General features: G+C 67.4%; 29 protein-coding genes. 19 read left to right on the top strand and 10 right to left on the bottom strand.

From position 1 onward, the window contains the following. Positions 1-11: 11 nt before the first annotated feature. The 10 genes from MAE01_RS11375 (at position 12) to MAE01_RS11330 (ending at position 9,594) form a co-directional block, all read left to right on the top strand. A complete protein-coding gene (locus MAE01_RS11375) occupies positions 12-1,046 on the top strand; it encodes an ABC transporter permease (protein ID WP_147039676.1) in 1,035 nt (344 codons plus the stop codon). Next, complete coding sequence (locus MAE01_RS11370; RefSeq protein WP_147039675.1) at positions 1,043-1,903, top strand: ABC transporter permease; 861 nt, start codon at positions 1,043-1,045, stop codon at positions 1,901-1,903. The genes MAE01_RS11375 and MAE01_RS11370 overlap by 4 nt, the downstream gene beginning before the upstream one ends. Next, entirely contained in the window at positions 1,900-2,712 is an 813-nt protein-coding gene (locus MAE01_RS11365; RefSeq protein WP_147039674.1) for an ABC transporter ATP-binding protein, read from the top strand. Before MAE01_RS11370 ends, MAE01_RS11365 begins: the two co-directional genes overlap by 4 nt. Next, on the top strand, positions 2,705-3,541 hold the full coding sequence (locus tag MAE01_RS11360; protein ID WP_147039673.1) for an ABC transporter ATP-binding protein: 837 nt from the start codon (positions 2,705-2,707) through the stop codon (positions 3,539-3,541). Before MAE01_RS11365 ends, MAE01_RS11360 begins: the two co-directional genes overlap by 8 nt. A gap of 64 nt (positions 3,542-3,605) precedes the next feature. Then, entirely contained in the window at positions 3,606-4,289 is a 684-nt protein-coding gene (locus MAE01_RS11355) for an alpha/beta hydrolase (RefSeq protein ID WP_147039672.1), read from the top strand. Continuing rightward, on the top strand, positions 4,286-5,599 hold the full coding sequence (locus tag MAE01_RS11350; RefSeq protein WP_147039671.1) for an O-acetylhomoserine aminocarboxypropyltransferase/cysteine synthase family protein: 1,314 nt from the start codon (positions 4,286-4,288) through the stop codon (positions 5,597-5,599). Before MAE01_RS11355 ends, MAE01_RS11350 begins: the two co-directional genes overlap by 4 nt. A 10-nt stretch (positions 5,600-5,609) precedes the next feature. Then, on the top strand, positions 5,610-6,668 hold the full coding sequence (locus MAE01_RS11345) for an LLM class flavin-dependent oxidoreductase (protein WP_229718284.1): 1,059 nt from the start codon (positions 5,610-5,612) through the stop codon (positions 6,666-6,668). Positions 6,669-6,672: 4 nt separating this feature from the next. Beyond that, positions 6,673-7,668 carry a Gfo/Idh/MocA family protein gene (locus tag MAE01_RS11340; RefSeq protein WP_147039670.1) on the top strand — a complete coding sequence of 332 codons (996 nt, stop codon included), beginning with the start codon at positions 6,673-6,675 and terminating at the stop codon, positions 7,666-7,668. After that, positions 7,661-8,632: an NYN domain-containing protein gene (locus tag MAE01_RS11335; RefSeq protein ID WP_147039669.1), complete on the top strand. Its 972-nt coding sequence runs from the start codon at positions 7,661-7,663 to the stop codon at positions 8,630-8,632. The genes MAE01_RS11340 and MAE01_RS11335 overlap by 8 nt, the downstream gene beginning before the upstream one ends. Next, positions 8,632-9,594 (top strand): epimerase, encoded by a 963-nt coding sequence (locus tag MAE01_RS11330; protein WP_147039668.1) that lies wholly within the window; start codon positions 8,632-8,634, stop codon positions 9,592-9,594. The genes MAE01_RS11335 and MAE01_RS11330 overlap by 1 nt, the downstream gene beginning before the upstream one ends. Here MAE01_RS11330 and MAE01_RS11325 read toward each other — a convergent pair. Further along, positions 9,591-9,998, bottom strand: coding sequence for a PLD nuclease N-terminal domain-containing protein (locus MAE01_RS11325; protein WP_229718283.1), 408 nt, complete (start codon positions 9,996-9,998; stop codon positions 9,591-9,593). The genes MAE01_RS11330 and MAE01_RS11325 overlap by 4 nt on opposite strands. 9 nt (positions 9,999-10,007) lie before the next feature. On the opposite strand from MAE01_RS11325, the gene MAE01_RS11320 reads away from it, so the two are divergent. Together MAE01_RS11320 and MAE01_RS11315 are read left to right on the top strand one after the other, a co-directional pair. After that, positions 10,008-10,601 carry a GNAT family N-acetyltransferase gene (locus tag MAE01_RS11320; RefSeq protein WP_147039743.1) on the top strand — a complete coding sequence of 198 codons (594 nt, stop codon included), beginning with the start codon at positions 10,008-10,010 and terminating at the stop codon, positions 10,599-10,601. Between the two features lie 70 nt (positions 10,602-10,671). Next, positions 10,672-11,286, top strand: a complete 615-nt coding sequence (locus MAE01_RS11315) for a flavodoxin family protein (protein ID WP_147039667.1) — start codon at positions 10,672-10,674, stop codon at positions 11,284-11,286. Between the two features lie 55 nt (positions 11,287-11,341). Here the strand turns inward: MAE01_RS11315 and MAE01_RS11310 are convergent, their stop codons facing one another. From MAE01_RS11310 to nrdH, 7 genes are all read right to left on the bottom strand, one after another. After that, entirely contained in the window at positions 11,342-12,853 is a 1,512-nt protein-coding gene (locus MAE01_RS11310; RefSeq protein ID WP_222591675.1) for a glycoside hydrolase family 3 C-terminal domain-containing protein, read from the bottom strand. Continuing rightward, a complete protein-coding gene (locus tag MAE01_RS16105; RefSeq protein WP_222591674.1) occupies positions 12,850-13,233 on the bottom strand; it encodes a hypothetical protein in 384 nt (127 codons plus the stop codon). The genes MAE01_RS11310 and MAE01_RS16105 overlap by 4 nt, the downstream gene beginning before the upstream one ends. A 416-nt stretch (positions 13,234-13,649) precedes the next feature. Further along, complete coding sequence (locus MAE01_RS11305; protein ID WP_147039665.1) at positions 13,650-13,859, bottom strand: hypothetical protein; 210 nt, start codon at positions 13,857-13,859, stop codon at positions 13,650-13,652. A 49-nt stretch (positions 13,860-13,908) separates the two neighbouring features. Then, positions 13,909-14,886 (bottom strand): class 1b ribonucleoside-diphosphate reductase subunit beta, encoded by a 978-nt coding sequence (gene nrdF / locus MAE01_RS11300; protein WP_147039664.1) that lies wholly within the window; start codon positions 14,884-14,886, stop codon positions 13,909-13,911. Between the two features lie 43 nt (positions 14,887-14,929). Beyond that, positions 14,930-17,074: a class 1b ribonucleoside-diphosphate reductase subunit alpha gene (nrdE, locus tag MAE01_RS11295; RefSeq protein WP_147039663.1), complete on the bottom strand. Its 2,145-nt coding sequence runs from the start codon at positions 17,072-17,074 to the stop codon at positions 14,930-14,932. Beyond that, on the bottom strand, positions 17,071-17,523 hold the full coding sequence (nrdI, locus tag MAE01_RS11290) for a class Ib ribonucleoside-diphosphate reductase assembly flavoprotein NrdI (protein ID WP_147039662.1): 453 nt from the start codon (positions 17,521-17,523) through the stop codon (positions 17,071-17,073). Before nrdI ends, nrdE begins: the two co-directional genes overlap by 4 nt. Positions 17,524-17,557: 34 nt before the next feature. After that, entirely contained in the window at positions 17,558-17,791 is a 234-nt protein-coding gene (gene nrdH, locus MAE01_RS11285; RefSeq protein WP_147039661.1) for a glutaredoxin-like protein NrdH, read from the bottom strand. 368 nt (positions 17,792-18,159) lie between these two features. On the opposite strand from nrdH, the gene MAE01_RS11280 reads away from it, so the two are divergent. The 4 genes from MAE01_RS11280 to MAE01_RS11265 all read left to right on the top strand — a co-directional run bounded on the left by MAE01_RS11280 (position 18,160) and on the right by MAE01_RS11265 (position 22,353). Further along, a complete protein-coding gene (locus tag MAE01_RS11280; RefSeq protein ID WP_186806220.1) occupies positions 18,160-19,374 on the top strand; it encodes an MFS transporter in 1,215 nt (404 codons plus the stop codon). Then, a complete protein-coding gene (locus tag MAE01_RS11275; protein ID WP_147039659.1) occupies positions 19,371-20,282 on the top strand; it encodes a sugar kinase in 912 nt (303 codons plus the stop codon). The genes MAE01_RS11280 and MAE01_RS11275 overlap by 4 nt, the downstream gene beginning before the upstream one ends. Positions 20,283-20,428: 146 nt before the next feature. Continuing rightward, positions 20,429-21,184: an alpha/beta fold hydrolase gene (locus MAE01_RS11270; RefSeq protein ID WP_147039658.1), complete on the top strand. Its 756-nt coding sequence runs from the start codon at positions 20,429-20,431 to the stop codon at positions 21,182-21,184. After that, entirely contained in the window at positions 21,181-22,353 is a 1,173-nt protein-coding gene (locus MAE01_RS11265) for an acyl-CoA dehydrogenase family protein (RefSeq protein ID WP_147039657.1), read from the top strand. Before MAE01_RS11270 ends, MAE01_RS11265 begins: the two co-directional genes overlap by 4 nt. Positions 22,354-22,676: 323 nt before the next feature. On the opposite strand, the gene MAE01_RS11260 is transcribed toward MAE01_RS11265, so the two are convergent. Next, positions 22,677-22,949 (bottom strand): metal-sensitive transcriptional regulator, encoded by a 273-nt coding sequence (locus tag MAE01_RS11260; RefSeq protein ID WP_147039656.1) that lies wholly within the window; start codon positions 22,947-22,949, stop codon positions 22,677-22,679. A 57-nt stretch (positions 22,950-23,006) separates the two neighbouring features. Between MAE01_RS11260 and MAE01_RS11255 the strand changes: the two genes are divergently transcribed. The 3 genes from MAE01_RS11255 to MAE01_RS11245 all read left to right on the top strand — a co-directional run bounded on the left by MAE01_RS11255 (position 23,007) and on the right by MAE01_RS11245 (position 25,710). Then, complete coding sequence (locus tag MAE01_RS11255) at positions 23,007-24,284, top strand: DUF445 domain-containing protein (RefSeq protein ID WP_147039655.1); 1,278 nt, start codon at positions 23,007-23,009, stop codon at positions 24,282-24,284. 2 nt (positions 24,285-24,286) lie between these two features. Continuing rightward, on the top strand, positions 24,287-25,225 hold the full coding sequence (locus MAE01_RS11250) for an arginase family protein (protein WP_147039654.1): 939 nt from the start codon (positions 24,287-24,289) through the stop codon (positions 25,223-25,225). A 68-nt stretch (positions 25,226-25,293) separates the two neighbouring features. Then, the gene (locus MAE01_RS11245; protein WP_147039653.1) at positions 25,294-25,710 is read left to right on the top strand and encodes a hypothetical protein; all 417 of its coding nucleotides are present in this window, start codon (positions 25,294-25,296) and stop codon (positions 25,708-25,710) included. Here the strand turns inward: MAE01_RS11245 and hutI are convergent. Then, positions 25,707-26,861 (bottom strand): imidazolonepropionase, encoded by a 1,155-nt coding sequence (hutI, locus tag MAE01_RS11240; protein ID WP_147039652.1) that lies wholly within the window; start codon positions 26,859-26,861, stop codon positions 25,707-25,709. The genes MAE01_RS11245 and hutI overlap by 4 nt on opposite strands. Between the last annotated feature and the right edge of the window lie 28 nt (positions 26,862-26,889).

The following is a 26,889-nucleotide window of genomic DNA, read 5'->3' as shown; positions in this document are numbered from 1 at the left end:
ACCCGAGCGTCATGGTGACACTGGCTCCCGCCACCGCACCGGTTACAGCGACGACCTCGCCGCAGCCGTCCACCCCGCGAGCCTGGGGTGGACGGCTGGCCGGACTGCTGGGCAGCACTGTCCTGATCGTCGTGCCCGTGTTCATCTTCGCGACGCTCATCACGTTCCTTCTGGGAGCCGTGAGCGGACTCAGCCCCGCCGCCTCGCTGTCGGGTGACGAGGCGACACCAGAACGCATCGCGCAGATCAACGCTGAGCTGGGCATCGACCAGCCGCTGATCCTGCGCTACCTCAACTGGATGGGCTCCCTGCTCACCGGTGACCTCGGCGTCAGCTGGTACAACGGCTTCAGCGTGTCCGAGCTGATCGGTCAGCGTCTGGCGGTGACCGCCTCGATCGTGTCGGTCGCCCTTGTGCTCGGAGTCTCCGTCGGGGTGCTGCTGGGCATCGTCGCCGCGGTCAACCAGGGACGACCGATCGACCGTGCGATCACAGCGGTCACCACCGTGGTCTCAACCCTCCCGCCGTTCGTCGTGTCGATCGGTTTGATCGTGATCTTCAGCGTCTGGCTCCATCTGCTGCCGTCCTCTGGATACGTCCCTTTCGGCGAGAATCCCGGTCTCTGGTTCCAGCTGATCATCATGCCTGCCGTGGCACTGAGCCTCGACCCCGCCGCGGATCTGGCCCGCCAGCTTCGCACCGGCCTGGTCCATACGCTGGCGCAGCCGTACATCACCGGTGCGGTCGTTCGGGGGCTTCATCCGCGCCGGATCCTCGTCGTCCATGCACTCCGCAATGGCGCGGGCCCCGCGGTCGCCGTGCTCGGGATGAAGATCCCCGCGCTGCTCGGGGGCGCCGTGGTCACCGAGACGATCTTCAACATGCCGGGATTCGGTCTCCTGTCCGCCGACTCAGCACTGCGCGGCGATGTACCTGTTGTCCAGGGCACACTGGTCGTCGCCATCGTCCTGGTGCTGGCGTTCAACGTCTTGGTGAACGTCTCGTTGAACGCGCTTCAGCCGGGCTCTCGGAGGGCCACGACATGAAATTCGCGGCCATCATCCGCCCGACCAGCGCGAAGGTCGCGCTGGCAGTCCTCGTCATCGTGGTTCTGCTCACCGCGTTCGGCCCGCTGCTCGCGCCGCAGAATCCATACGCGCAGGACACCGCGGCGATGTTGCAGGGGCCGAGCGCGGCGCATCTGCTCGGAACCGACGAGTTGGGGCGAGACGTGTTCAGCAGACTGCTCACCGGTTCGCCGGTGTCCTTCCTCTCCGCTCTCATGGCCGTCGCCATCGGGCTCTTCCTCGGCGTGATCCCAGCACTGCTGTCGATCCAGCTGTCCAGAACCTTCGAGTGGTTCGCGCTCCGGCTGACGGACGCGCTCATGACGCTGCCCTTCCTCGTCTTCGCGATCGCGATGACCTCGTTGCTGGGCAACGGAGTTCCTCAGGCCATGGGTGCTGTCGGCATCCTCATCTCTCCGGCATTCTTCCGAGTGACTCGCGCGGCCGCCCTCACGGCATCACGATCGCAGTACGTCGAAGCGGCCGATCTGATGGGCGCGTCGACGATGTGGATCCTGCGCAGACACGTGTGGCGGCAGGTGCTGCCGGCGATCACCGTCACCGCTGCAGGGCTCACCGGGGCTGCGCTCGTCATCGTCGCCTCCCTCACCTTCCTCGGGATCGGCGTCGTCCCGCCTGAACCGACCTGGGGCGGTCTTCTCGCAAGCGATCTGAAGTACCTGTATCAGCGCCCGCTGGGGCCTGTCGCGCCGGCAGCGCTCATCGTCGCGACCGTCTGGGCCTTCAATGCTCTGGCAGACGCGCTGCGCGACGCGGAGACGCATCGCAGCTCCGAACGCGCCGACTCATCCACACCGCAGGAGGTACCCGCATGACTCTGCTCGAGGTCTCCCATCTGACGATCACGACCGCAACCGGTCGTCCACTCGTCGACGACGTCTCCTTCCAGCTTGAGCGCGGCGAGGCTCTCGGCATCGTCGGGGAGTCCGGCAGCGGCAAGTCGCTGTCCTGCCGAGCAGTCCTCGGCATCGTGCCCGCGTCGCTGGACGTGACAGCCGAGCGGATCGACTTCGACGGGACCGACCTGCGGTCTGCGACCGAATCGCAGTGGCGCCGGATCCGTGGAATTCGTATCGGCGCGGTGTTCCAGGACCCGGGAGCGTACCTGAATCCCTCGCTCAGTGTCGGAAGGCAACTGGCCGAGGTTCACTGGGTCAAGAAGGGTCAGCGTCGCCGGCAAGCCTGGGCATCAGCGGTCAACGGTCTGGGCGACCTGGGGCTGACCGCTCCTGAGCGTGTCGCACGGCGGCTCCCGCACGAACTGAGCGGAGGGATGCTGCAACGGGTGCTGCTCGCCATCGCCATCGCTGAGTCCCCGGAGCTGCTGATAGCCGACGAACCGACGACAGCGCTCGATGTCACCGTTCAGGCCGAGGTGCTCGACGTGATCGCGGGACTTCGCGCTGACACCGGCCTTGCCGTGCTGTTCGTTTCGCACGATCTGCCCGTCGTGTCTCAGCTGTGCGATCGCATCCATGTGATGCAACACGGCCGAGTGGTGGAGCACGGCACACCCGGTGAGGTGCTCAACGCGCCGGCTCACCCCTACACGCGTTCGCTCGTGACCGCGCACGCCGAGTACGGACTCGATCGGTTCCACCGGCAGGAGGCCGCCCGTGTCTGACCTGGTGCGAATCGAGAAAGCCGGGCTCGGCTACGGCGGCCGCTCTCGAGGACACGCAGTGCTTCGTGACATCTCGCTCACGATCGGCATCGATGAACGCGTCGGACTCATCGGTGAGACGGGCTCGGGCAAATCCACACTTGCACGCAGCCTGCTCGGGCTCACCACGGTGTTCTCCGGCAGCGTGCGCGTGGACGGAACTGACCTCGCGTCCCTGCGGGGAAGAACGCTGCGTGCGTTCCGGAGATCGGGAGTCGTGCAGTACGTCTATCAGGATCCGTTGCGAAGCCTGGACCCAGATGTCGAGGTATCCGCGTCGATCGCGGAGGGACTGCTGATTCGTGCAGAGCTGTCGACGGATGAAGTCCGCCAGGCGGTCGATGACGCCATCCGGCTCGTAGGACTGGATCCGTCTCTGCGCAAGCGGTTCCCCGGCGAACTGTCTGGCGGGCAGCGGCAACGGATCGTGCTGGCCAGGGCGTTGGTGCTGTCACCGCAGCTGCTCATCCTCGATGAGCCGGTCAGCGCGCTGGACGCATCGAGCCGTGTGCAGATCCTCGACCTGCTCCGACTCGTCGCAGACGAACGACGGATGTCGCAGTTGTTCATCTCACACGACCTCGGCTCAGTCGCCGGTGTGACCGATCGGCTGATCGTTCTGTACCGCGGCGAGATCGTCGAGGACGGACCCACCGCTCAGGTGCTCGAAGAGCCCCGGCATCCGTACACGAAACTGCTCATCGAGTCCGCGCCGACTCTGGCCAAGCCGGGCGCTGACAGAGAACGAAGAAGAGAGCTGCGCGTCGCGCTGGAGAGCTTCACATCGTGACCTCAACTGCAACAGTTCGACACATCGCAGACAGCCCCCGCACCCCGCCCCGAGGATGGACCGCATGACCACCGACCTGTCCCCCGCCGCCGTCTGGCCAGCCGCCCGCGTGCGCGGCACGATCGCGCTCGTCACAGGACGCGGCGAGCTGGCCCCCGTCTACGAGCGCTTCGGCCGTCGCCTGAGCGCGGACGGATACACGGTCGCCATCTTCGAGGCGGACGCGGATGCCGCGGCATCCTGGATCTCCGCTGCCGACGCGCCCCGCGTCCTCGCCGGCTCCGACACCGGCGCGGCATCGATTCTTCGGGCGCTCGCACAGGGAGCGGAGGCGGACGCCGCGCTCCTCGCCGGCACGCCCGTCGACGCTGCAGCCGCGCAGCCCGCCGACGCCGAGCGCACCGCCTGCCCGTTGCACCTCGGGGTGCTCGGTGCGCCGGAGTCCCGCACGAATGCGGTCGCGGCAGAAGCCGTCCCGGACGCCGCCGACCTGGCCGCCGTCTCGGTGCCGGTGCTCGCCTTCCACGGCGCTGCAGACCCGGTCGCTCCCATCGTCGAAGCAGCCGCCGTGCTCAGCGCAGTGCCGGATCTCGAACTCATCGAGACGGTCGACGGGCTGCATGACGCGCTCAACGACCAGTCGCACCGCAGCGTGGCCGCCACGATCGTGTTGTGGCTGGAGCGCCTGCGCACCGGCGACGTGCGCGAGCCCGTCGTACGGCCGCACCGCCAGGGAGCACCGGTATGACGGAGCCCACCCGCGGCTTCTCCACCGCGCAGGTGCAGACCGGCTACGACTCCAGCACGCCCCAGAACAGCGCGGTTCCGCCGATCCACCAGACGGCTGCGTACGAATTCGCCTCTCTCGCCGACGCGGCCGACATCTTCGCACTGCGCCAGATCGGCAATCTGTACAGCCGCAGCTCCAGCCCGACGCAGCTGATCCTCGAGCAGCGCGTCGCCGCACTCGAGGGCGGCACCTCCGCCGTCGCCGTCGCCTCCGGACAGGCCGCGGTCGCCGTCACGCTGCTGGCGCTCGCCGGCCGCGGCGGCCACATCGTGTCGGCCCACCAGCTCTACGGCGGCACCGTCGACCTGTTCCAGGACACCTTCGCCGACTTCGGCATCGAGGTCACCTTCGTCGATCAGGACGACCCGGATGCCTGGCGCTCCGCGATCCGGCCCACCACACGCGCCGTGTTCGCCGAGTCGATCGCGAACCCGATCGCACAGGTGCTCGACTTCGAGACCGTGGCGCAGATCGCGCACGACGCCGGCGTCCCGGTCGTCATCGACAACACCGTCGGCACGCCGCACCTGGTGCGCCCCGGCGAGCACGGGGCCGACTTCGTCGTGCACTCAGCCACGAAGTTCCTCGCCGGGCACGGCACCTCGCTCGGCGGCGTGGTCGTCGACCAGGGGACCTTCGACTTCGGCGCCGACCCCGAGCGCTGGCCGCAGTTCACCGCCCCGTACCCGCGGTTCGGCGACCTCGTGCTGTGGGAGCGGTTCGGGATCGGGCAGGCGTTCGCGGCGCTTGTGAAGACGAAGTACGTCCACGACCTCGGCCCCTCGCTCTCGCCCTTCAACGCATGGCAGATCCTCCAGGGCATCGAGACGCTCGATCTTCGCGTCTCACGGCAGTCCGCGACGGCGCTCGCCCTCGCGGAGCACCTGGCGCAGCATCCGAAGGTCGCCGCCGTCCACCACCCCGGCCTCCCTGGCAACCGTTGGCACGGCCTCGCCGAGCGCTACCTGCCGCGCGGAGTCCCGTCGGTCTTCTCCTTCGACCTCACCGAGGACGACGCCGGCGGCACAGCCGATGTGCACGCCCGGGTCGCACGCGTCGTCGACGCCCTGGAGGTCTTCCGACTGGTGGCGAACATCGGCGATGCGCGCAGCCTCGTCTCTCACCCGGCATCCATGACGCACTCGCATCTGAACGCCGCCCAGCGCGCCACCGCCGGCATCTCGCTGACCACCATCCGACTGAGTGCCGGTCTGGAAGACCCCGCCGACCTCATCGCCGACCTCGACCGCGCCCTCGCGCGCATCTGACCGGAGCATCATGGGCATCAACCTCGGATACTGGACCCCCGTCTACGGCGGATTCCTCCGCAACGTCACCGAAGAAGGGCGGATGGCCGCCACCTGGGAGTACATCCGCGAAGTTTCAACGACGGCCGACCGGCTGGGCTTCCACACCACGCTCGTGCCCGAGCTCTACCTCAACGACCGCAAGGGCACCGACGCACCGAGCCTGGAGGCGTGGTCGCTGTCGGCGGCGATCCTCGCCGTCACCGAGCAGCTGCGCGTGATGACCGCGGTCCGGCCCGGATTCCACCTCCCCGCCGTCCTGGCGAAGACCGTCAGCACGCTCGACAGCGTGGCCCCGGGGCGCGTCGCCCTCAACGTGGTGGCCGCGTGGTGGGCCGAGGAGGCGCGCCAATTCGGCGGCGACTTCCCGGCGCATGATGCCCGGTACGCGCAGGCCAAGGAGTTCGTCGAGGTGCTGAACGGCCTGTGGTCGCAGACCCCGTTCACCTTCAGCGGCGACCATTACGAGTTCGAGGAGACGATCGTCGAGCCGAAACCGTCTGTGCACCCCGTCGTGTTCGCCGGCGGTGAGAGCGAGGCCGGTCGGGAGGCGATCGCAGACTTCGCCGACGCCTACGTCATGCATGGCGGCACGCTCGACGAAGTGCGCAGCAACGTCACCGACATGAACGCGCGGTCAGAGCGACTGCACGGCCGCCCCATCGCAGAGTTCGGGATGCCGGCGTACGTCATCGTCCGCGACACCGAGGCCGAGGCGCAGCGCGAGCTCGAGCGGATCACGACGGTCGACGAGAACTCCCCCGGGTACGCCTCGTTCGAACAGTTCCGCCGCAACTCGCAGCTCTCTCTCGAGGTCAGCCGTCGGGAGTACTCGGTCGGCACACGCGGACTGCGCCCGAACCTCGTCGGCACCGCGGAGCAGGTCGCCGAGCGCATCCACGATTATGCGGATGCCGGAATCACGCTGCTGCTGATCCAGGCGTCGCCGCTCGATGAGGAGCTGGAGCGCATCGCAGAGCAGGTCTTCCCGCTCGTGCCGCAGGAGGCGCTCACGTCTGCTCTACGCTGAGAGCATGACTGGTCTTCGCTGGGGAATCCTCGCCACAGGCGGCATCGCATCCGCCTTCGCCTCCGATCTGCGCACCGCAGGACTCGATCTCGTCGCCGTCGGCTCGCGCTCCCAGGCGTCCGCCGATGCGTTCGCGGCGAAGTTCGACATCCCCCGCGCGCACGCCTCTTACGAGGCTCTCGTCGCAGATCCCGACGTCGACATCATCTACGTCTCCACGCCGCATCCGATGCATCATGCCGGCGCGAAGCTCGCCCTCGAGCACGGCAAGCACGTGCTCGTCGAGAAGGCCTTCACGGTCAACCGGGCCGAGGCCGAGGACCTGCAGCGCATCGCGACCGAGCGCGGGCTGCTCGCCATGGAGGCCATGTGGACGCGCTATCTGCCGCACATGGTGCGCATCCGCGAGATCGTCTCCAGCGGCGCGCTCGGCGAGATCCGCGCGCTCACCGCCGACCACACCCAGAAGCTCTCTTCCGACCCCGCGCACCGTCTGAACGCACTCGAACTCGGTGGCGGGGCGCTGCTCGATCTGGGCATCTACCCGATCTCGTTCATCTGGGACATCCTGGGCGCCCCCGAGACTGTGCAGGCCACCGCCCGCCTCGTTGAAACCGGAGCCGACGCCGAGGTCGCGACGATCATGACCCACGCAGGGGGCGCGATCTCGACCAGCCTGTCGTCCTCGCGAGCCGCAGGCCCCAACACGGCAGCGATCATCGGCACCGAGGCGCGGATCGAGATCGATCGCATCTGGTACGCACCGACCTCCTTCCGGGTCGTCGCGCCGGACGGCGAGGTGCGCGAGAGCTACGAGTCGCACGTCGACGGCCGCGGCATGCAGTACCAGGCGCAGGCGGCCGAGCGGCTCGTGCGTGACGGCATCCTCGCCGGTGACATCCTGCCGCTCGCCGAGAGCGTGGCGATCATGGGGACGCTCGACGAGATCCGGGCGCAGATCGGCGTCCGGTACCCGAGTGAGGAGCGCAGCAATGGCTGACACCCAGGAGGCCCGCGTCGCCGTCTACCTGGACTTCGACAACATCGTCATCTCCTGGTACGACCGCGTGCACGGCCGCAACGCGTACGGCAAGGATCGTCAGCGCATCGCGGAGAACCCGCATGACCCTGAGGTCGCCGAGCGGCTGAAGGACGCCATGATCGAGGTCGGCGCCATCATCGACTACGCCGCCTCGTTCGGCACGCTGGTGCTCACCCGCGCCTACGCCGACTGGTCGTCGCCCGTCAACGCCGAGTACCGCTCGCAGCTCGTCGCCCGTGCCGTCGACCTCGTGCAGCTGTTCCCCGCCGCGGCGTACGCGAAGAACGGCGCCGACATCCGGCTCGCGGTGGATGCGGTTGAGGACATGTTCCGGCTGTCCGACCTCACCCACGTCGTCCTCGTCGCCGGGGACAGCGACTACGTCCCCCTCGCTCAGCGCTGCAAGCGGCTGGGGCGCTACGTGATCGGTGTCGGCGTCGCCGGCTCCACGGCGAAATCGCTGGCCGCCGCGTGCGACGAGTTCGAATCGTATGACTCGCTGCCCGGCGTCGCGCGTCCTGCGGCCAAGAAGACCGCAGCCCCGGCCCCGGCCACTGCCGAGGCGGATGCGACCGCGGCCACCGACACCGAAACCCCGGCCAAGACCAAGACCGCCACCCGCAGCCGCGCGAAGAAGAGCGCGAAACCGGCCGAGGCCGACACCGAGGCGACGCCGCTGAGCGAGCAGGACGAAGCCACCGCCCTGCTGCAGCGCGCCCTGCGCCTCGGGCACGACAAGTCCGACGCCGACGAGTGGCTGCACAGCTCTGCGGTGAAGACCCACATGCGCCGCATGGATCCGTCCTTCAGCGAGAAGGCTCTCGGCTACCGCTCGTTCTCCGACTTCCTGAAGTCCCGCGAGCAGATCGCCGAACTCGAGGAGACCGGGCACGAGCGACTGGTCAGGCTGCGCGACCGCTGATGAGCGGCAGGGTCGTCATCGGCGGATCGTCCGGATTCATGGGGCGGAGACTGCAGCAGAAGTACCGTGACAAAGGACGCGAGGTCATCACGATCTCGCGCTCGGGTGCGGATCTGACCTGGGACGACCAGGCCGGCATCGAGCGAGCGGTGGATGGCGCAGCCCTTGTGATCGGGCTCGCCGGCAAGAGCGTCAATTGCCGGTACACGCCACGCAATCGCGCGGAGATCTTCCGCTCGCGCCTGGACACCACCGCCTCTCTCGGCCAGGCGATCGCGGCGGCAGCCAATCCGCCGGCGCTGTGGCTGAACTCGTCGACCGCGACGATCTACCGTCACGCCGAGGACAGGCCTCAGACGGAGTCGAACGGCGAGATCGGCGCGGGGTTCTCGGTCGAGGTCGCGAAGGCGTGGGAGGAGGCGCTGTTCGCCGACGAACTGCCGCGCACCCGCCGGGTGGCCCTGCGCAGCACGATCGTGCTCGGCCACGGCGGCGTCCTCGGGCCGCTGAAGAACCTCGCCCGGATCGGTCTCGGCGGAGCGCAGTACGACGGCTGGTGGCCGGTCAGTCGTGCGCGCAGAGCAGCCGGCACCGCCCATGACCCCGGCGCGGGGCGCGGTACGCAACGCTTCAGCTGGGTGCACATCGACGACGTCGCCCGCATCATCGACTTCGTCGAACAGCATCCGGAACTCGACGGCCCGATCAACGCGGCATCGCCGGACCCGGTCGACAACCGCACGTTCATGGCGACGGTCCGGCGCGTTCTCGGCGTGCGCTTCGGCCCGCCGACCCCGCGATGGATGCTGGAGATCGGTGCCATCGGCATCCGCACGGAGACCGAACTCATCCTCAAGAGCCGCTGGGTGCTCCCGGAGAAGCTCACGAACGCGGGGTTCGAGTTCGCCTATCCGACGCTCGAGCCGGCGCTGCGCGAGTCCTTCGACGCCGAGAGCGCCTAGACCGCGCCGTCCTCGCGCTTGCGCTTGGCGATCTCCTCGCGCAGCCGCCACTCCTCGATCTCGCGATCGAGGTCGGCGATCTGCTGCTCGGTCGTGCGCGCATCGGCCGGCGGGGCCCACTGCGCCGCTGCGGGCCGTGGTGCGCTCGCGCGGGCCTGGCGGCGCGGCATCCGCGGGAGGGATACGCCGCCCTCGCCGTACTCGCGCCCGAGGGTGAACCACAGGATGCTGCCGATCAGAGGGATCAGCACGACCAGGATCACCCAGACCATCTTCGGGAGGTGCTTCACCTGGGACTGGTCGCGGGTGATCACGTCGATCAGCGCGCCGATCATCAGGGCGAGGATGAGGAGCGAGACGAACGGCATGCTCTCAGCGTAGACGAGCACTGATTGAATGGGCACGTGGCTTTTCTGACTCCTCCTGCCCCTCTCGTCCTGACCGGTGAGTTCGTCGAACTGCGACCTCTCGATCGCAGCCACCGCGGCGGCCTCGTCGACGCCGTGCAGGAGGGAGACCTCTGGCAGAGCGCCTGGTACACGTCGGTGCCGGCGCCAGACGGAGTCGCCGACGAGATCGAGCGGCGCCTCGCCTTGAGCGAGAAGGGCGAGATGGTGCCCTTCACCGCGTTCGACGCCGCTGGACGCGCGATCGGGATGACGACGTACTACGACCTCGACGGCTCCGTGCCGCGGCTTCACATCGGGTACACGTGGAACCGGCCGTCCGCACACGGCACGGGGACGAACGCCGAGTCGAAGCTGCTGCTGATGAGGCACGCGTTCGAGGTCCTGGGCGTGTATCGCGTCGGGTTCACCACCCAGTGGGTGAACTTCCAGTCCCGCACGGCGATCGAGCGGCTCGGCGCCAAACAGGACGGAGTCATGCGCGCCATCTCGCGCTACCGCAACGGCGCCCTGCGCGACAGCGTGGAGTACTCGGTGATCGAGCCGGAATGGCCCGCCGTCAAGGCGAACCTGGAAGCGCGGCTGGCGAAGCGGCGCTGATCCACTACCCCTTCGGCTCGCCTCGCGAAACCCCCTCTGCGCCCAGAGGGACCTGTCCTACCGTGCGGGTATGGACACACAACTGACCGCACTGATGATCAACTGCACTCTCAAGCCGTCCCCTGCCGAGTCCAGCTCCGATCTGCTGGGACGGCAGATCCTGTCGGCCCTGGCCGGCCATGGTGTCGGCATCGACAGCATCCGTGCCATCGACCATGACATCAGGCCAGGCGTCCAGGCGGACATGGGCGATGGCGATGAGTGGCCGAAGCTCCGCGAGCTGGTGCTGGGAGCGGACATCATCGTGTTCATGACGCCGACGTGGCTCGGCCAGCATTCCAGCGTCGCGCAGCGGGTGCTCGAGCGACTGGACGCCGAGCTCAGCGAGACGGACGACGAGGGACGCCCGACGCTGTTCGACAAGGTCGCGATCGCCGGCATCGTGGGCAATGAGGACGGTGCGCATCACATCACCGGCATCCTGTACCAGGCGCTGGGCGATGTCGGGTTCACGATCCCGGCGCAGGGGGTCGTGTACTGGAACGGCGAGGCCATGCACGGCACCGACTACAAGGATCTCGACAGCACGCCGGAGAAGGTGGCCCAGTCGACCATGACGGCCACCGCGAACGCCGCGCACCTGGCGCAGCTGCTGCGCGAACAGCGGTATCCGGTGTCGTCCTGAACGCATGAAGGCGCCGCCCGGGTTCGTCCCCGGGCGGCGCCTTTTCGTGCTGTCGTCAGTCCTGGTAGCTGAGGCCGAATCCGTACGGGAACAGCGCCCCGTCGGTCGTCTCCTCGTATCCAGGAGTGTCGCTGTTCTGCTCGAGGATGGCCTCGGGCGTCCCGGCGAGCGCGAAGGGGAGCTTGCCCTGCGGGTTGAACTCGCCCGAGACGATGTCCATCAGCGACGCGGTGGTGTTGCCGAAGTTGGCGAGGATCGCGCCTGCGTCACGCAGGCCGCTCTCCTCGTCGAGCACGAACGGCTGACGGAAGTAGATGTCGAGAACGGTGTTCTCGGCTCCCACCTCTGCCATCACCTGCTGCACCGTGTCCAGGCCAGGGGTGACCTCCCATGACTCCGCCTCGGACATGCCGGAGAAGTCGATCACGCTCGACTCCCACGGCAGCGATCCACCGAAGCGCAGACCGTTGTCGGTGCACGCCGCTGCACCCGTCGCGACGCAGGCGTCGGCGGCACCGTACGGGCTCTGCCCGTCGAGCCCTGCGAAGCCGTCGATCACGCTGGGGTTGGTGTGCTCGGGGTTCAGCCCGCTGGCCGGATCGTTGCTGACGTAGCTGCCGGTGTTCACATTGCGCGCCGTCATCGAGATGAGCGCGACATCGGCGTCTGCCGCGGTGCGCTGCTCGTCGGGGTTGTTCCCGTCGATGACGTCGAAGCCGGATGCTGCGACCTCCGCCGCGTCGACGTTGCCGAGCACGTAGACGGTCTCCCCGCCCTTGAGCGGGAGGAGCGAGTCCTCGTTCTGCAGCAGGACGGTGGACTTGCGCTGCAGGTCGAGGGCCGTGGCGAGGTTCTCGTCGCTGCCGACGGTCTCGGTGGCGACCTCGGGGTCGACGTACGGGTTCTCGAACAGTCCCATCTGGAACATCGGCGTCAGCAGGCGCTCGGCGGCGAGCGTCACGCGCTCTTCGCTCACCAGGTCGGCTTCGACGAGATCCGTGATCGTCGCGACGTCGTTGAAGCCGGAGAGGGTGTCGGTGCCGCCGTTGATGGCCGCAGCGACGCGCTCGGGAACCGTGGCATCCTCAAGACCCCAGGCGCGCTCGTTGATGATGCCGGTGTCGGAGTTGACGTAGCCGTCGAAGCCCATCTGGTCGCGCAGCAGACCGTTGACGATCTGGTCGGAGAACGCCATGCCGACCTCCTCGTAGTCGACGCCCTCGTAGGTGACGTCGACCGGCACACCGTAGTAGGGCATGATCGACGAGACGCCGGCCTCGATGGCTGCCTCGAAGGGCTTCAGGTGGTACCCGAACGCGTCGCCCATCACCTCGGCGAAGTCCTCGACGACCGACATGTCGCCGTCGGTGGCCTCGCCGTCGTTCAGCGCCTGCTCGCCGAGGGCGGCGGCGGCGATGCCGGCCTCCTTCGGGAACGGCGAGAACGCACCGGCCGACTCGTTGATGCCGGCACGGGCCTGCGGATCGATGTGGTTGCGGGCGTTCGACTTGTACAGCGCCGGGATGCCGAGACGCGTCGCCTCGCTCTTCTCCTGGATCGCGTTCATGAACTCCGCGGCCTCTCGGGGGGGGTGACCACGACGTTCGTCGAGAATCCCCCGCCGGACGGCTCGCAAGCCCCGCGGTCTCCGGCGGCCACGACGTTGCGGAAGATGAAGCGGTGCATCTGCTGTTCGCCGATGAAGTCGTCGGCGAGCTCCGGGACGGTGCCGAACTCGCCGGATGCCGGGTCGCATGCCGCGTTCAGGGTGTCGATGAGCATGAGGCCGGCCTTCTCCTCGAGCGTCATCTGATCCACGAGGTTCGCGACGCGATCCTCGACCGGCTTGCGCCAATCCTCATAGACGTCGAGCTTGCCGTTGGCGTTGAGGTCCTTGAAGTGGCGCCCCTTCACCTTGATCAGTGACTTGACGGTCGCCTCGAGCACCGGCGGCTTGCCGTGGTTGCCCTCGTTGCCATGGCCGTTGCCGTTTCCGTGGCCGTGGCCGTGGCCGTTTTCCTTGGCCCTTGCCGGTCACGGAGGTGGCCGCCCGATCAGCGTCCGCGGCTTGCGGCTCGGCTGCCACGGCGCCCACACTCATCGCCAGCGTCAGCGGAACGGCGAGCGCAACCGCCGCTATTCCTCGACGACGTGCCCTGCGTGAGAATCCACTCATCAAAGTTCTCCTTCGAACGGTTAGCGTGCGCCGCAAGCCTGGCCGTTGCCGCGCAGGGCAACAAGCGATTGCCGTCTGTTGCACGATGCTCGACAGCCAGGTGGCAAACCACGGCTCGGAGGAGAAACGCAGACGCCGCGCTGCCCCGGAGCAGGTCCGGGGTCCGCGCGGCGTCGGTCGACTCGCGTCAGTTGGTAGCGGGGCCGCCATCCCAGTTGTTCGAACGGCGGGTGGCTCCGCTACGGGTGGCGCGCATGATCCACGCCATCGACAGGCAGAACATGGCGAGCCCCGTGCAGAACAGGAGCGCCTCGAAGCCGGTGATCTCGAAGGAGATGCCCATCACCCACATGCCTCCGATGAAAAGGGCCAAGAAGATGATGAAACTGAGAATCACGGCTGCCTCCTGTTGTGAATGCTCCGTCCAGGATACCGGGACGTTCGCATCAGAAGTCCCAGTCGTCATCCTCGGTGGCTTCAGCCTTGCCGATGACGTACGAGGAGCCCGACCCAGAGAAGAAGTCGTGGTTCTCGTCGGCGTTCGGAGACAGCGCCGAAAGGATCGCCGGGTTCACGTTCGTCACGTCGGACGGGAACATCGGCTCGTAGCCGAGGTTCATCAGTGCCTTGTTGGCGTTGTAGTGCAGGAACTTCTTGACGTCCTCGGTGAGACCGACGCCGTCGTACAGGTCCTGTGTGTACTGCACCTCGTTGTCGTAGAGCTCGAACAGCAGGTTGAAGGTGTACTCCTTGAGCTCGTCGCGACGCTCCTGGGTCTCCTTCTCGAGCCCCTTCTGGTACTTGTAGCCGATGTAGTACCCGTGCACAGCCTCGTCGCGGATGATGAGGCGGATGAGGTCGGCGGTGTTCGTCAGCTTGGCCTTCGACGACCAGTAGATGGGCAGGTAGAAGCCCGAGTAAAACAGGAACGACTCCAGCAGGGTCGATGCGACCTTGCGCTTGAGCGGGTCATCACCCTGGTAGTAGTCCATGATGATCTGCGCCTTCTTCTGAAGGTTCACGTTCTCCCTGGACCACCGGAACGCCTCATCGATCTCCTTCGTCGACGCGAGGGTCGAGAAGATCGACGAGTAGCTCTTGGCGTGCACCGACTCCATGAACGCGATGTTGGTGTACACCGCCTCTTCGTGAGGCGTGATCGCGTCGGGGATCAGCGACACGGCGCCGACGGTGCCCTGGATGGTGTCCAGCAGCGTCAAACCGGTGAACACACGCATGGTGAGCAGCTGCTCTTCAGGCGTCAGCGTGTTCCACGACTGTACGTCGTTCGACAGCGGCACCTTTTCGGGCAACCAGAAGTTGTTCACCAGACGGTTCCAAACCTCGAGGTCCTTGTCGTCTTCGATGCGGTTCCAGTTGATCGCCTGCACATGGTCGACCAGCTTGAGCGATTCGGGCGTCATTTCTTCTTTTCTCTCTCAATCACCAAAACTATATTCACATGCATCAAAGCATGCAGCTGACGCACTCGGTCATGTCAGTACCCTCGAGGGCGAGCTGACGCAGACGGATGTAGTAGATCGTCTTGATGCCCTTGCGCCATGCGTAGATCTGCGCCTTGTTGATGTCGCGCGTGGTGGCGGTGTCCTTGAAGAACAGCGTCAGCGACAGGCCCTGGTCGACGTGCTGCGTGGCGGCGGCGTACGTGTCGATGACCTTCTCATAGCCGATCTCGTACGCGTCCTGGTAGTACTCCAGGTTGTCGTTCGTCATGAACGGCGCCGGGTAGTAGACGCGACCGAGCTTGCCTTCCTTGCGGATCTCGACCTTCGACGCGATCGGGTGGATCGAGGACGTCGAGTTGTTGATGTACGAGATCGAGCCGGTCGGCGGGACGGCCTGCAGGTTCTGGTTGTAGATGCCGTGCTTCTGGATGCTGTCCTTCAGCTCGGCCCAGTCCGCCTGCGTGGGGATGTGGTGGCCGGCGAAGAGCTCCTTGACCTTCTCGGTCTCGGGCTCCCATGCGCGATCGATGTACTTGTCGAAGTACTCGCCGGAGGCGTACTTCGACTCCTCGAACCCGTCGAAGGCCACTCCACGCTCGATCGACAGCCTGTTCGACGCGCGCAGCGCGTGGAACAGCACCGTGTAGAAGTAGATGTTCGTGAAGTCGATGCCCTCTTCCGAGCCGTAGTACACGTGCTCGCGTGCCAGGTACCCGTGCAGGTTCATCTGGCCGAGACCGATCGCGTGCGAACGGTCATTGCCGTCCTCGATCGAGCGCACCGAGGAGATGTGGCTCTGGTTGCTGACCGCGGTGAGGCCGCGGATGGCGGTCTCGACGGTGGCGCCGAGGTCTCCCCCGTCCATCGCGAGTGCGATGTTCATCGAGCCGAGGTTGCAGGAGATGTCCTTGCCGATCTGGTCGTACGAGAGGTCCTCGTTGTACGTGGTCGGCGTGTTCACCTGCAGGATCTCGCTGCAGAGGTTGGACATGTTGATCCGGCCCTTGATCGGGTTGGCCTTGTTCACCGTGTCCTCGAACATGATGTACGGGTAGCCCGACTCGAACTGGATCTCGGCGATGGTCTGGAAGAACTCGCGCGCGTTGATCTTGGTCTTCTTGATGCGCGGGTCGTCGACCATCTCGCGGTACTTCTCGGTGACAGAGATGTCGCCGAACGGTACGCCGTAGACCTTCTCGACGTCGTACGGGGAGAACAGGTACATGTCCTCGCCGTTCTTGGCGAGCTCGAAGGTGATGTCGGGGACGACGACGCCGAGCGACAGCGTCTTGATGCGGATCTTCTCGTCGGCGTTCTCACGCTTGGTGTCGAGGAAGCGCATGATGTCGGGGTGGTGCGCGTTCAGGTACACCGCACCTGCGCCCTGACGGGCACCCAGCTGGTTGGCGTAGCTGAAGCTGTCTTCGAGCAGCTTCATGACAGGAATGATGCCGCTGGACTGGTTCTCGATCTGCTTGATCGGCGCACCCGACTCGCGGATGTTCGACAGCAGCAGTGCCACGCCACCACCGCGCTTGGAGAGCTGCAGCGAGGAGTTGATGCCGCGCGAGATCGACTCCATGTTGTCTTCGATGCGCAGCAGGAAGCAGCTGACGAGCTCGCCTCGCTGGGCCTTGCCCGAGTTGAGGAAGGTCGGGGTGGCCGGCTGGAAGCGGCCGGAGATGATCTCCTCGACGAGGTCGATGGCGACCTGCTCGTCGCCGTCGGCGAGACCGAGCGCGGTCATGACGACGCGGTCCTCGAAGCGCTCGAGGTAGCGCTTGCCGTCGAACGTCTTCAGCGTGTAGCTGGTGTAGTACTTGAACGCGCCGAGGAAGGTCTCGAAGCGGAACTTCTTCGAGTAGGCGAGGTCGTTGAGCTTCTGGATGAACTCGAGCGAGTACTTCGCGATGAGGTCGCCCTCGTAGTACTCCTTCTCGACGAGGTAGTCGAGGCGCTCCTTGAGGGAGTGGAAGAACACCGTGTTCTGGTTCACGTGCTGCAGGAAGTACTCCCGCGCGGCCCGCTTGTCGGCATCGAACTGGATCTTGCCGTTCGCGTCGTAAAGATTCAGCATCGCGTTGAGGGCGTGATAGTCGAGACCCTCGTATGCCGGGTTCGCCTTGAACGCCACCTGCTCGGTCACTGCGTCATGCTCTTCGACTGCAATACCCACCATCGCTCCAATCCGTCGCTCACGCGATCTACGTCGTCCTGCGTGCCGAATACTTCGAAGCGGTACAAGTGCGGCACATGACACTTGCGGCTGATGATGTCGCCGGCGACGCCGAAGGAGTCGCCGAAGTTCGTGTTTCCTGCGGAGATGACTCCGCGAAGGTGACGACGGTTTCGCTCGTCGTTGAGGAACCGGATCACCTGCTTGGGAACCGCCCCCTTCTCCTCACCCCGACCCTGGCCTCCGCCGTAGGTGGGAGTGACGAGGACGAACGGCTCATCGATGACGAGCGGCTCGTCTGCACGGAGCAGCGGGATGCGCTGCGCCGGCAGGCCGAGCTTCTCGATGAATCTGGCTGTGTTGCCCGAGGTGCTGGAGAAGTAGACCAGGAGCGGCGCAGCCGTCGCGACTGTACGCATTGTCCACCCCGCTCCCTGAGCTGTGTCGAAGGGCTTACGCCAGACGGGCTGCGAGCTCGTCGATCTTGTCGGGACGGAAGCCCGACCAGTGCCCCGCGTCGGTGACGACGACAGGTGCCTGCATGTAGCCGAGCGCCTTGACCTGCTCGAGCGCCGCAGCGTCCTCGGAGAGGTCGTGAATCTCGTATTCGATGCCCTTCGCGTCGAGCGCGCGATAGGTCGCGTTGCACTGCACGCACGAAGGCTTGGTGTAGACCGTGATCGACATTTCTTTCCCCTCAGATCCAAAGTTTTTCCGACAGACCCCCGCCGGGATCTCAATACTACATATGGGGACGGACATTAGGAGTGACCACAAGGGCTAGTAGTTACATCCGTGTAGTTTTCCACCGTTCTCCACTGGTTACAACACAGGTTGTCCACCATTTCATCCACAGATCGCAACCTGATTTCCAAGCTCGCGAAGCGCATGATCTCGCGGTTCTGCGGAGCCGCTCGCGGATCCATCCACAGGTCGCACGCTACGCGGGGGTTCCGACGTCCGATTTCCTGTGGAAAGTGCGCCTCGGCGTGTCGCGGCGTGTCGGATCGCACCCCCGCGTGCGCACGACGATCGCGGCCCAGTAGCGTTGTCTCGTGGCGGGATATCGGGACCTTCTTCGCACCCCTGGCGTGGGGCGCATGATCGCCTCTCAGCTGACGGCGCGCTTCCCCAGTGGCATGACCTCACTGGCCGTGCTGCTGCACGTCGAACAGCAGACAGGCTCCTATGGTGCCGCCGGCCTCGTTCTCGCCGCGACCTCGATCGGGCAGGCCGTCGCCGGCCCGGTCACCAGCCGGTGGATGGGCGTGTGGGGCATGCGCCGGGTCATCACCCTCACGGCGCTCGTGTGCACGCTCGCCGTCCTGGCTCTGGGCGTGCTCCCCCTGAACGTTCCCGGCTACATGGCGTTCGGCATGCTCGCCGGCCTTTCCACACCGCCCATCCAGTCGGCGGTGCGCACCATCTATCCGAAGCTGGTCAACTCCTCGCAGCTGACACCTCTGTTCTCGCTGGACGCCTCGCTGCAGGAGATCATCTGGATCCTCGCCCCTGTGGTCATCACGCTCGTCTCCACCCAGGTCGGCACCACCGAAGGCCTGCTCCTGGTCGCGATCATCCTGGTGCTCGGCTGCGGCTGGTTCATCGCAGCGCCTGAGCTGGGGCGCGTCCGTATCCCGCGCAGCCGCCGCAGTCTCGGCAAGGTGCTGCTCAAGCCTCCTGTGATGCTGGCGACAGTCATCGGGTTCCTCCTGATCGGCGCCTGCTCGGCGGTCGAGGTCGGCGTCGTCGCCGCGTTCGATCACGGAAGCCTCGAGGCCGGCCTCGTGCTCGCGATCTTCGCGGTGGGGAGCCTGGTCGGTGGCCTCTCGTTCGGCCACATCCCGATCGGACCGTGGGCGATCGCCCGGCGGATGCTGATCCTCACGGTCGGCCTGACCCTGACCATGTTCGCGCTCAACATCTTCTGGCTCGGCGGTGCGCTGCTCATCGCGGGGCTCGGCATCGCTCCCGCCCTCGCCGTGCTGTTCGCGATCACGACCGCGAGCGTGAAGTTCAGCGAGACCGCCGAGGCCTTCGGATGGGCGGGCACGGGACAGCTGATCGGCGCCGCCGCGGGTTCGGCGATCGCCGGATTCCTCGTCGACGGCACGGGCGGCCCGCAGGGCGCGTACCTCGCCGCCGTGCTGTTCGCTATCGTCGGTGTCATCGTCTCGATCGCATTCGTGCGGTATCTGCCCGACCTGCGCGACCGAGACCCGAGCCCGTACCCCGACACCGAACCCGTCACGACGATCACTCCCACATGACTTCTGCCACGCCTGAGACCACCCTTCCCGAGATCGTCTGCATCGGCGAGACGATGGCGCTGTTGACGCCGACGGATGCCGCACTCGCAGACGCGCACGCTGCGACGATCAGCCTGGCCGGCGCCGAGTCGAACGTCGCCGCGGGCCTCGTCGCCGCCGGCCGCCGCGCAGCCTGGACTTCGCGACTGGGCGACGACCCGCTCGGCATCCGGATCTCGTCCGAGCTGTCCCGTCGCGGCATCCAGGTGTGGGCGGAACGCGACGCGGACGCGCCGACCGGGGTCATGTTCAAGGATCCCGGTGCCGAAGGCTCCTCCGTCTACTACTACCGGCGCGGCTCCGCGGCATCCCGTATGTCCCCGGGCCACCTGCCGGCCGAGCGTCTCGCCGGCGTCCGGATCGTGCACACCACCGGGATCACGCCGGCACTCTCGCCCTCCTGCCGCGCGATGGTCGATCAGCTGTTCGACGACGCACGCAGCGCGGGCGCTCTGGTGTCGTTCGACGTGAACGATCGCCGCGCGCTGTGGTCGATCGAGGATGCCGCGGCCACCCTTGCCCGTCTCGCGAACGCCGCCGACATCGCGTTCGTCGGCCGCGATGAGGCAGAGCGCGTGTGGGGCACCGCCACGGCATCCGAGATCCGGACGTTCCTGCCGGACTGCGCGCTGCTCGTCGTCAAGGACGGAGATGTCGGCGCCACCGCTTTCGACGGCGACGCCGAGCCGGTGTTCGTCCCCGCCCCGACCGTCGAGGTCGTCGAGCCCGTCGGTGCCGGCGACGCATTCGCCGCGGGCTTCCTCGCCGCGACGCTCGAAGGCCCACCGCTCGGCGCACGCCTGCAGGCCGGTCACGAGTCCGCAGCCCGCGTGCTGACGATCGCCGCCGATATGCCGCCACTGGACTGACTGCGCGAGCTTCTCCCGCGCTCCCGATCGGAAAACAGAGCGCAACACGGCCCGCACCGGCGCGTCACCGTGCGACGCGCCGCCGACACGCCAGATGGTCCGGGTTTTCCAAGCGCCGCGACCGCCCGCACTCTTAGGCTGATCTCGTGACCGCTGTGACTCTGCCCCGCATCTCATGGGGCGATCCCGCATCCGAGAAGACGGCGTTGCTCGTGCACGGGCTCGGCTCGTCCGGAGCGCTGATGTGGCGGCTCGGCGACGCCCTCGCGAACGCCGGATGGCACGCTGTCGCGATCGATCTGCGCGGCCACGGCGACGCCCCGCGAGCCATGGATTACACGGTCGGCGCATACGGCGACGACCTCATCGGCACGCACCCGGACCGTGGCGGCGCATGGGATGCCGTCATCGGGCACTCGCTCGGCGGTGCCTCGAGCACGGTGGCCGCGGCATCCTCCCCCGACTGGACGAAGCAGCTCATCCTCATCGACCCGGCCATCCTCGTGGACGGGCGCGACGCCTCGATCGTGCGCCGCAGCCAGGAGCGGGCGTTCGCGGACAACCGGATCGAGGTCGTGCAGGCGGAGCATCCGCACTGGCACCCGCAGGACCACGAGCTCAAGATCGACGCCGTCGCGCGCGGCAGCCGCTGGGCAGTCGAACAGACCAGCGCGCAGAACCAGCCGTGGGATGTTCGGGCGGATGCCGCGCGCCTGACGGTTCCCACGCACGTCATCGGCGCCGACCCCGAGGTCTACAGCCTGTTCACCGGAGAGGTCGCCGAGGAAGTGCTGACCTCGAACGAGAACATCTCGATGTCGATCGTCGCCGGTGCCGGCCACTCGCCGCACCGCGACAAACCAGAAGACACCATCCGCCAGCTGCTGGAGGCACTGTCATGAGTTCCGATCCCGCCGGTTTCGACCCCGCCGCCCACCTGCCCGACGATCTGCTCGACCGAATCCGCGAGCGCGCGCCGATCCATGACCGGGAGAACACGTTCCCCGAGCAGGATCTCGCCGAGCTTCGGGATGCCGGATACCTGAAGATCCTCGTTCCCGCCGAACGCGGCGGCGCGGGTCTCGGCCTCGAGCAGGCCGCGATCCTGCAGCAGCGGCTGGCGACGGCATCCCCGGCCACCGCGCTGTCGATCAACATGCACCTGGTGTGGACCGGGGTCGCGAAGGTGTTCAGCGACCGCGGCGTGCCGGGGCTCGAGTTCGTGCAGGACGGTGCCGTCGCCGGTGAGGTCTTCGCGTTCGGGATCAGCGAGGGCGGCAACGACCTCGTGCTGTTCGGCAGCGATACGGATGCCGTCCCTCACCCCGACGGGTCGTACGCGTTCACGGGGACGAAGATCTTCACCTCGCTCGCACCGGTGTGGACCAAGCTCGGCCTGCACGGCCTCGACACGACCAGCGACGACGCCCCGAAACTCGTGTTCGCCTTCGTCGACAGGACGGATGTCGTAACGACCAGCGACGACTGGGACACACTCGGCATGCGCGCGACGCAGAGCCGCACGACGCGGCTGGACGGCGCGATCGCACCCGCTTCCCAGGTCGTGCGCCGCATCGACCCTGGACCCTCGCCGGACCCGATCATCTTCGGCATCTTCAGCGTCTTCGAACTGCTGCTCGCCTCGGTATACACCGGCATCGCGCGGCGCGCACTCGATCTCGCCGTGGCGACCGTGCAGAAGCGGACCTCGAAGAAGACCGGCCTGGCGTACAGCCAGGATCCCGACATCCGCTGGCGCATCGCCGACATGAGCCTCGCCTACGACGCCCTGCCGCCGCAGATCGCCGCCCTGGCGCGCGATGTCGACGAACAGGTCGACAACGGCGCACGCTGGTTCACACTGCTGTCGGGCACCAAGCACCGTGCGGTCGTGATGGCCAAGCACGTCGTCGACCAGGCGATCCTCACCGCGGGCGGTGGCTCGTACTTCTCGTCGAACGAGCTCTCCCGGCTGTACCGCGACGTGCTGGCGGGCATGTTCCACCCGTCCGACCCGGAGTCGGCGCATTCCACCGCGGCGAGCGCGCTGCTCGGGCCACTCGAGGGCTGAACCGCGGCTTCGACTCGCCTTCGGCTCGCTCACCCCGTTTCGTCTCGCTGCGCTCGCTCAACGACCCGCAGAAGGGTTCGCCGAGAGTCGAGTGCAGCGGGCGGTATGCGGGTCGTTGAGCGAAGCGGCCGAAGGCCGCGAAGACGAAACGGCTTGAGCGAGCGCAGCGAGTCGAAAGCTCCCTCCGCCGCCGCGACTTTACTGCCGCTCGAGTCGAAAGCTCCCTCCGCCGCCGCGACTTTACTGCCGCTCGACTCGAAAGCTCCCTCCGCCGCCGCGACTTTACTGCCGCTCGACTCGAAAGCAACCTCCGACGCCGCGACCTACTTCCGCTCGAAGTCGAACGCCTTCAGCAGCTCGTCGACGGCCTGCTCACGCTCGTCGCCGCCCTCCTCGAACATGTGCGTGACGTGCGTGCGCAGGTGGTTCTCCAGCAGCAGGCGGTTCAGTGACTCGAGCGACTTCTGGATGGCGCGGGACTGCGTGATGATATCCATGCAGTACTCCTCGCCCTCGATCATGCGCGCGACGCCGCGCAGCTGACCCTCGAGGATGCTCGTGCGGTGCAGCGCACGCTTCTTGATGTCTTCGATCACGAATCGAGGCTACCCTTCGACCGGCTCAGGGACCGAGTGCGTGCGAGGATGACAGACATGCCGCGCACTCCGATGGCTCTGCTCTCCCCGGCCGATCAGGAACGCCTGCGCGCCCTGCGCGTGATGAAGGCGATCGCCCTCGGCGCGCTCGTCTTCATGGCGATCGTGTTCGTGATCGCGTTCTGGCTGCAGGCGCAGCATCCATGGCTCGCCTACGTCCGCGCCGCTGCGGAGGGCGGCATGGTCGGCGCGCTGGCCGACTGGTTCGCGGTGACCGCGCTGTTCCGCCGCCCATTGGGGCTGCCGATCCCGCACACCGCGATCATCCCGAACCGCAAGGACGAGATCGGCCGCACCCTCGGTGAGTTCGTCGAGACGAACTTCCTGGCAGCCGACGTCGTGCGCACCAAGCTGGCCTCCACGGCGATCGCCAAGCGTGCCGGCGAGTGGCTGCGTCACCGCGACCACGCCGAACGCGTCGCGGCCGAGGCCTCGACGATCGCGACGGCCGTGCTGAATGCGCTCAGCGATGATGACGTCCGCGATCTCATCACCGACCTGGCCCGTGAGCATCTCGTGCAGCCCGAGTGGGGTCCGCCGGCGGGCGCCTGGCTGGAGAAGATCGTCGAGTCCGACGCGCATCACGGCGCCGTCGATCTCGCTGCCGACAGCATCGCCACCTGGCTGGACGCCAACGCCGAGGCGTTCTCCGGGCTCGTCTCGCGTCGCCTGCCGGCGTGGGTGCCGCGCCTCGCGCACCGGTTCGTCGACGACACCGTCTACCACGAGGCCGTGAAGTTCGTGGATGCTGTGCGCGCCGACCCGCGGCATCCTGCCCGCCTCGCGATCGACGGCTATCTCGGCCGGCTCGCCGACAACCTGCAGAACGATCCGGTCACCCGGCGCAAGCTCGAGAACGCCAAGGCGTCGCTGTTCGACAGTCCGCGCGTCGGCGCACTGGCCGCCGAGGCGTGGAACACCGCCAAGAACGGGCTGATCCGATCGCTGGCCGACCCCGAGAGCAGCCTGCGTGTGCGCGCAGTGCGGGCCATCGAAGAGGTCGGCGAGCGCTTGACGACCGACGCCGCACTGCAGCGCCGCGTCGACTCGTGGGTGTCCGACGCCGCCGTGTTCCTCGTCGATCGCTACCGGCACGACATCGCCTCGATCATCACCGACACCGTCGAGCGGTGGGATCCCGCCGAGACCACCGAGAAGATCGAGCTGATGGTCGGCCGCGACCTGCAGTACATCCGCCTGAACGGCACAGTCGTCGGCGCCCTGGCCGGGCTCGCGATCTTCTCCGTCGCGCACGCCCTGATCCCCGGAGTGTGAACATGGCTCTCTCCCACGACCCGCTGTGGCCGCGCGCCGGTGCCTGGCCGGCATTCGAAGGCGAGGCGGATGCCGTGCTGCTCGGCGTACCCACCTGGCGCACGTCGCTGTCGCCGACCGGGGCCCACGCGACCCCGCGCGCGGTGCGCGAGGCGCTGCAGCGGTACAGCCCGACGCTGATGGGGCCGCCGGCTGTCGATCTCGATGCCGTCCTGGCGATCCGGGATGCCGGTGACATCGAAGAGCCCGACGGCGATGACGGTGAAGCCGCCACGATCGCCAGAGTGCGCGAGCTGTCCCCCGCCTTCGTCATCGCGCTCGGCGGCGACAACTCGCTGACATATCCGGTCGCGCTGGGCGCCGCGGCATCCGGTCTCATCACGTTCGACGCCCACTTCGACCTGCGCGACGGCATCTCGAACGGCACCCCCGTGCGGCGGCTCATCGAGGATGTCCCGGCCGCTGCGACGGTGCCCACCGAACGGATCGATCCGCGGCGGATCGTCCAGATCGGGATCGCGGACTTCGCGAACTCCGCCGCCTATGCGCAGCGCGCGGCCGACTGGGGCATCCGTGTGATCACGCTCGACGAGGTGCGGCGACGCGGTGTCGACGACGTCGTGGCGGAGGCGCTCGAGGTCGCCGGGGCGGGATCCGGCCGCATCCACCTCGACATCGACGTCGACGTGTGCGATCGCTCTGTCGCACCGGGCTGCCCGGCGAGCGTGCCGGGGGGCCTTCACGCGTGGGAGCTGCGGGCGCTCGCCCGTGCCGTCGCAGCGGATGACCGGGTCGTCAGCGCCGACATCGCCGAGGTGGATGCCACCGCGGATGCCGAGGACGGACGCACCGTGCGCCTTGCGGCGCTGTGCGTGCTGGAGCTGCTGGCCGGCGTCGCCGAGCGCACCGGCGGAGCGACGAGGGTACGCCCACCGCACTGACGACGCCACCCCCTCGCCCCGCCGCACCGGCACGCCGAGGATGGCTGCATCACAGAGGAGGCGGCGACATGTCGGCACGGATGTCACGGGCGCAGGTGTCACGGGCGCAGGTGTCACGAGCGCAGGCGAGGCGCGACCCCACGCGGATGGCGAATCAGCCCGCGCTCCGGTCGTCGGACGGCACGATCTGGATCGTGGTCGCCGGACTGTTCGTGTTGATCTGCCTGATCCCGCTGAGTCTTCTCACCGTCATCGACCCGCGCTCGTCCGCGCCGGTCGCCTGGGTCACAGCCATTCTCGTGATCGGCCTGTACGCGGCGCTGGTGGTGAGCCGGTGGGCGGTGGGCGACCGCGAACGGCGGTTGCGCCTCATGGCGGGGCTGATGATCGCCATCGCCGCGATCGCGCTTCTCGGACTGGTGATCTGTGCCGTGATCGAATGGTCGGCGGTGCCGGTGGCTCCGGTCGCCGGGTCTCTCCTCTAGACGCGCACGCCGTCCTTCCACACCGCACGCACAAGGGGGACGCCAGGGCGGTACGACAGGTGCACGTGGCTCGGTGCGTCCAACAGCACGAGGTCGGCGCGGGCGCCAGGCGCGATCACGCCGATATCGTCGCGGCGCAGTGCCGCCGCTCCCCCGGCGGTCGCCGCCCACAGCGCCTCGGACGGTGTCATGCCCATGTCGCGCACGGCGACGGCGATGCAGAAAGGCATGGACGAGGTGAAGCTCGACCCGGGGTTCGTGTCGCACGCGATCGCGACGGTCACGCCCGCGTCGATGAGACGCCGGGCATCCGGGTAGGGCTGGCGCGTCGAGAACTCCACGCCGGGGAGCAGAGTGAGGACCGTGTCGGAGGCCGCGAGCGCCGCGACGTCGTCGTCGGAGAGATAGGTGCCGTGGTCGACGGATGCCGCACCGAGCTCGACTGCCATCCGCACACCGTCACCGGGGCCGAGCTGGCCGGCATGAACGCGCGGAGCGAGTCCGCGCGCGACGCCTGCCTCGAGCACCCTGCGGGACTGCGCGACGGTGAAGGCGCCGGTCTCGCAGAAGACATCGATCCAGCGAGCGTGGGGGGCGCAGGCATCCAGCATCGGGCCCGTGACCAGATCGACGTAGGCGTCGGGGTCCTCGGCGTACTCCGCCGGGACGACGTGCGCGCCGAGAAAGGTCACCTCCGAGGTGACCTCGGCCGCCAGGCGCACCAGGCGCTTCTCCGTCTCGACGTCGAGCCCGTAGCCGCTCTTGATCTCGACCGTCGTGGTGCCCTGCGCGCGCATCTCGTCGATGAATCCGCGCAGCCGCGCCCGCAACTCGTCATCCGTAGCGGCTCGTGTGGCGGCGACGGTCGAGCGGATGCCGCCGGCGGCATACTTCTCCCCCGCCATGCGCGCCTCGAACTCCGTCGCGCGGTCGCCGCCGAACACGATGTGGCTGTGGCTGTCGACGAACCCGGGGATCACGGCACGCCCTTCGGCATCCACCTCCGCGTATCCCGCGGGGTCCGGGGGAGCATCGTCGGCCGACCCGACCCACGCAAATCTTTCGTTCTCGATGATCACAGCGGCGTCCCGAACCACACCGGCTTCCGTGTTCGTCGTCAACTCACCGATGTTCGTGATCAGAGTGCGCATCGGCATCCGCCTTCCGTCGAGCGTCGAA

The sequence above is a fragment of the Microbacterium aerolatum genome, assembly GCF_007988825.1.
Taxonomy (GTDB): Bacteria; Actinomycetota; Actinomycetes; order Actinomycetales; family Microbacteriaceae; genus Microbacterium; species Microbacterium aerolatum.
Note: the sequence above shows the minus strand (reverse complement) of the source record. Positions and strands in the feature narration are given on the sequence as shown.

Bases quoted from the DNA above. Each gene is read 5' to 3' on its own strand.
- MAE01_RS11345 (WP_229718284.1), top strand. From the start codon at position 5,610: ATGGGCATCAACCTCGGATACTGGACCCCCGTCTACGGCGGATTCCTC.
- MAE01_RS11315 (WP_147039667.1), top strand. From the start codon at position 10,672: ATGGACACACAACTGACCGCACTGATGATCAACTGCACTCTCAAGCCG.
- MAE01_RS11275 (WP_147039659.1), top strand. From the start codon at position 19,371: ATGACTTCTGCCACGCCTGAGACCACCCTTCCCGAGATCGTCTGCATC.
- MAE01_RS11330 (WP_147039668.1), top strand. From the start codon at position 8,632: ATGAGCGGCAGGGTCGTCATCGGCGGATCGTCCGGATTCATGGGGCGG.
- MAE01_RS11365 (WP_147039674.1), top strand. From the start codon at position 1,900: ATGACTCTGCTCGAGGTCTCCCATCTGACGATCACGACCGCAACCGGT.
- MAE01_RS11350 (WP_147039671.1), top strand. From the start codon at position 4,286: ATGACGGAGCCCACCCGCGGCTTCTCCACCGCGCAGGTGCAGACCGGC.
- nrdI (WP_147039662.1), bottom strand. From the start codon at position 17,523: ATGCGTACAGTCGCGACGGCTGCGCCGCTCCTGGTCTACTTCTCCAGC.
- MAE01_RS11265 (WP_147039657.1), top strand. From the start codon at position 21,181: ATGAGTTCCGATCCCGCCGGTTTCGACCCCGCCGCCCACCTGCCCGAC.
- MAE01_RS11340 (WP_147039670.1), top strand. From the start codon at position 6,673: ATGACTGGTCTTCGCTGGGGAATCCTCGCCACAGGCGGCATCGCATCC.
- nrdH (WP_147039661.1), bottom strand. From the start codon at position 17,791: ATGTCGATCACGGTCTACACCAAGCCTTCGTGCGTGCAGTGCAACGCG.
- MAE01_RS11370 (WP_147039675.1), top strand. From the start codon at position 1,043: ATGAAATTCGCGGCCATCATCCGCCCGACCAGCGCGAAGGTCGCGCTG.
- MAE01_RS11310 (WP_222591675.1), bottom strand. From the start codon at position 12,853: ATGAACGCGATCCAGGAGAAGAGCGAGGCGACGCGTCTCGGCATCCCG.
- MAE01_RS11375 (WP_147039676.1), top strand. From the start codon at position 12: ATGGTGACACTGGCTCCCGCCACCGCACCGGTTACAGCGACGACCTCG.
- hutI (WP_147039652.1), bottom strand. From the start codon at position 26,861: ATGCGCACTCTGATCACGAACATCGGTGAGTTGACGACGAACACGGAA.
- nrdF (WP_147039664.1), bottom strand. From the start codon at position 14,886: ATGACGCCCGAATCGCTCAAGCTGGTCGACCATGTGCAGGCGATCAAC.
- MAE01_RS11355 (WP_147039672.1), top strand. From the start codon at position 3,606: ATGACCACCGACCTGTCCCCCGCCGCCGTCTGGCCAGCCGCCCGCGTG.
- MAE01_RS11245 (WP_147039653.1), top strand. From the start codon at position 25,294: ATGTCGGCACGGATGTCACGGGCGCAGGTGTCACGGGCGCAGGTGTCA.
- MAE01_RS11250 (WP_147039654.1), top strand. From the start codon at position 24,287: ATGGCTCTCTCCCACGACCCGCTGTGGCCGCGCGCCGGTGCCTGGCCG.
- MAE01_RS11255 (WP_147039655.1), top strand. From the start codon at position 23,007: ATGCCGCGCACTCCGATGGCTCTGCTCTCCCCGGCCGATCAGGAACGC.
- MAE01_RS11335 (WP_147039669.1), top strand. From the start codon at position 7,661: ATGGCTGACACCCAGGAGGCCCGCGTCGCCGTCTACCTGGACTTCGAC.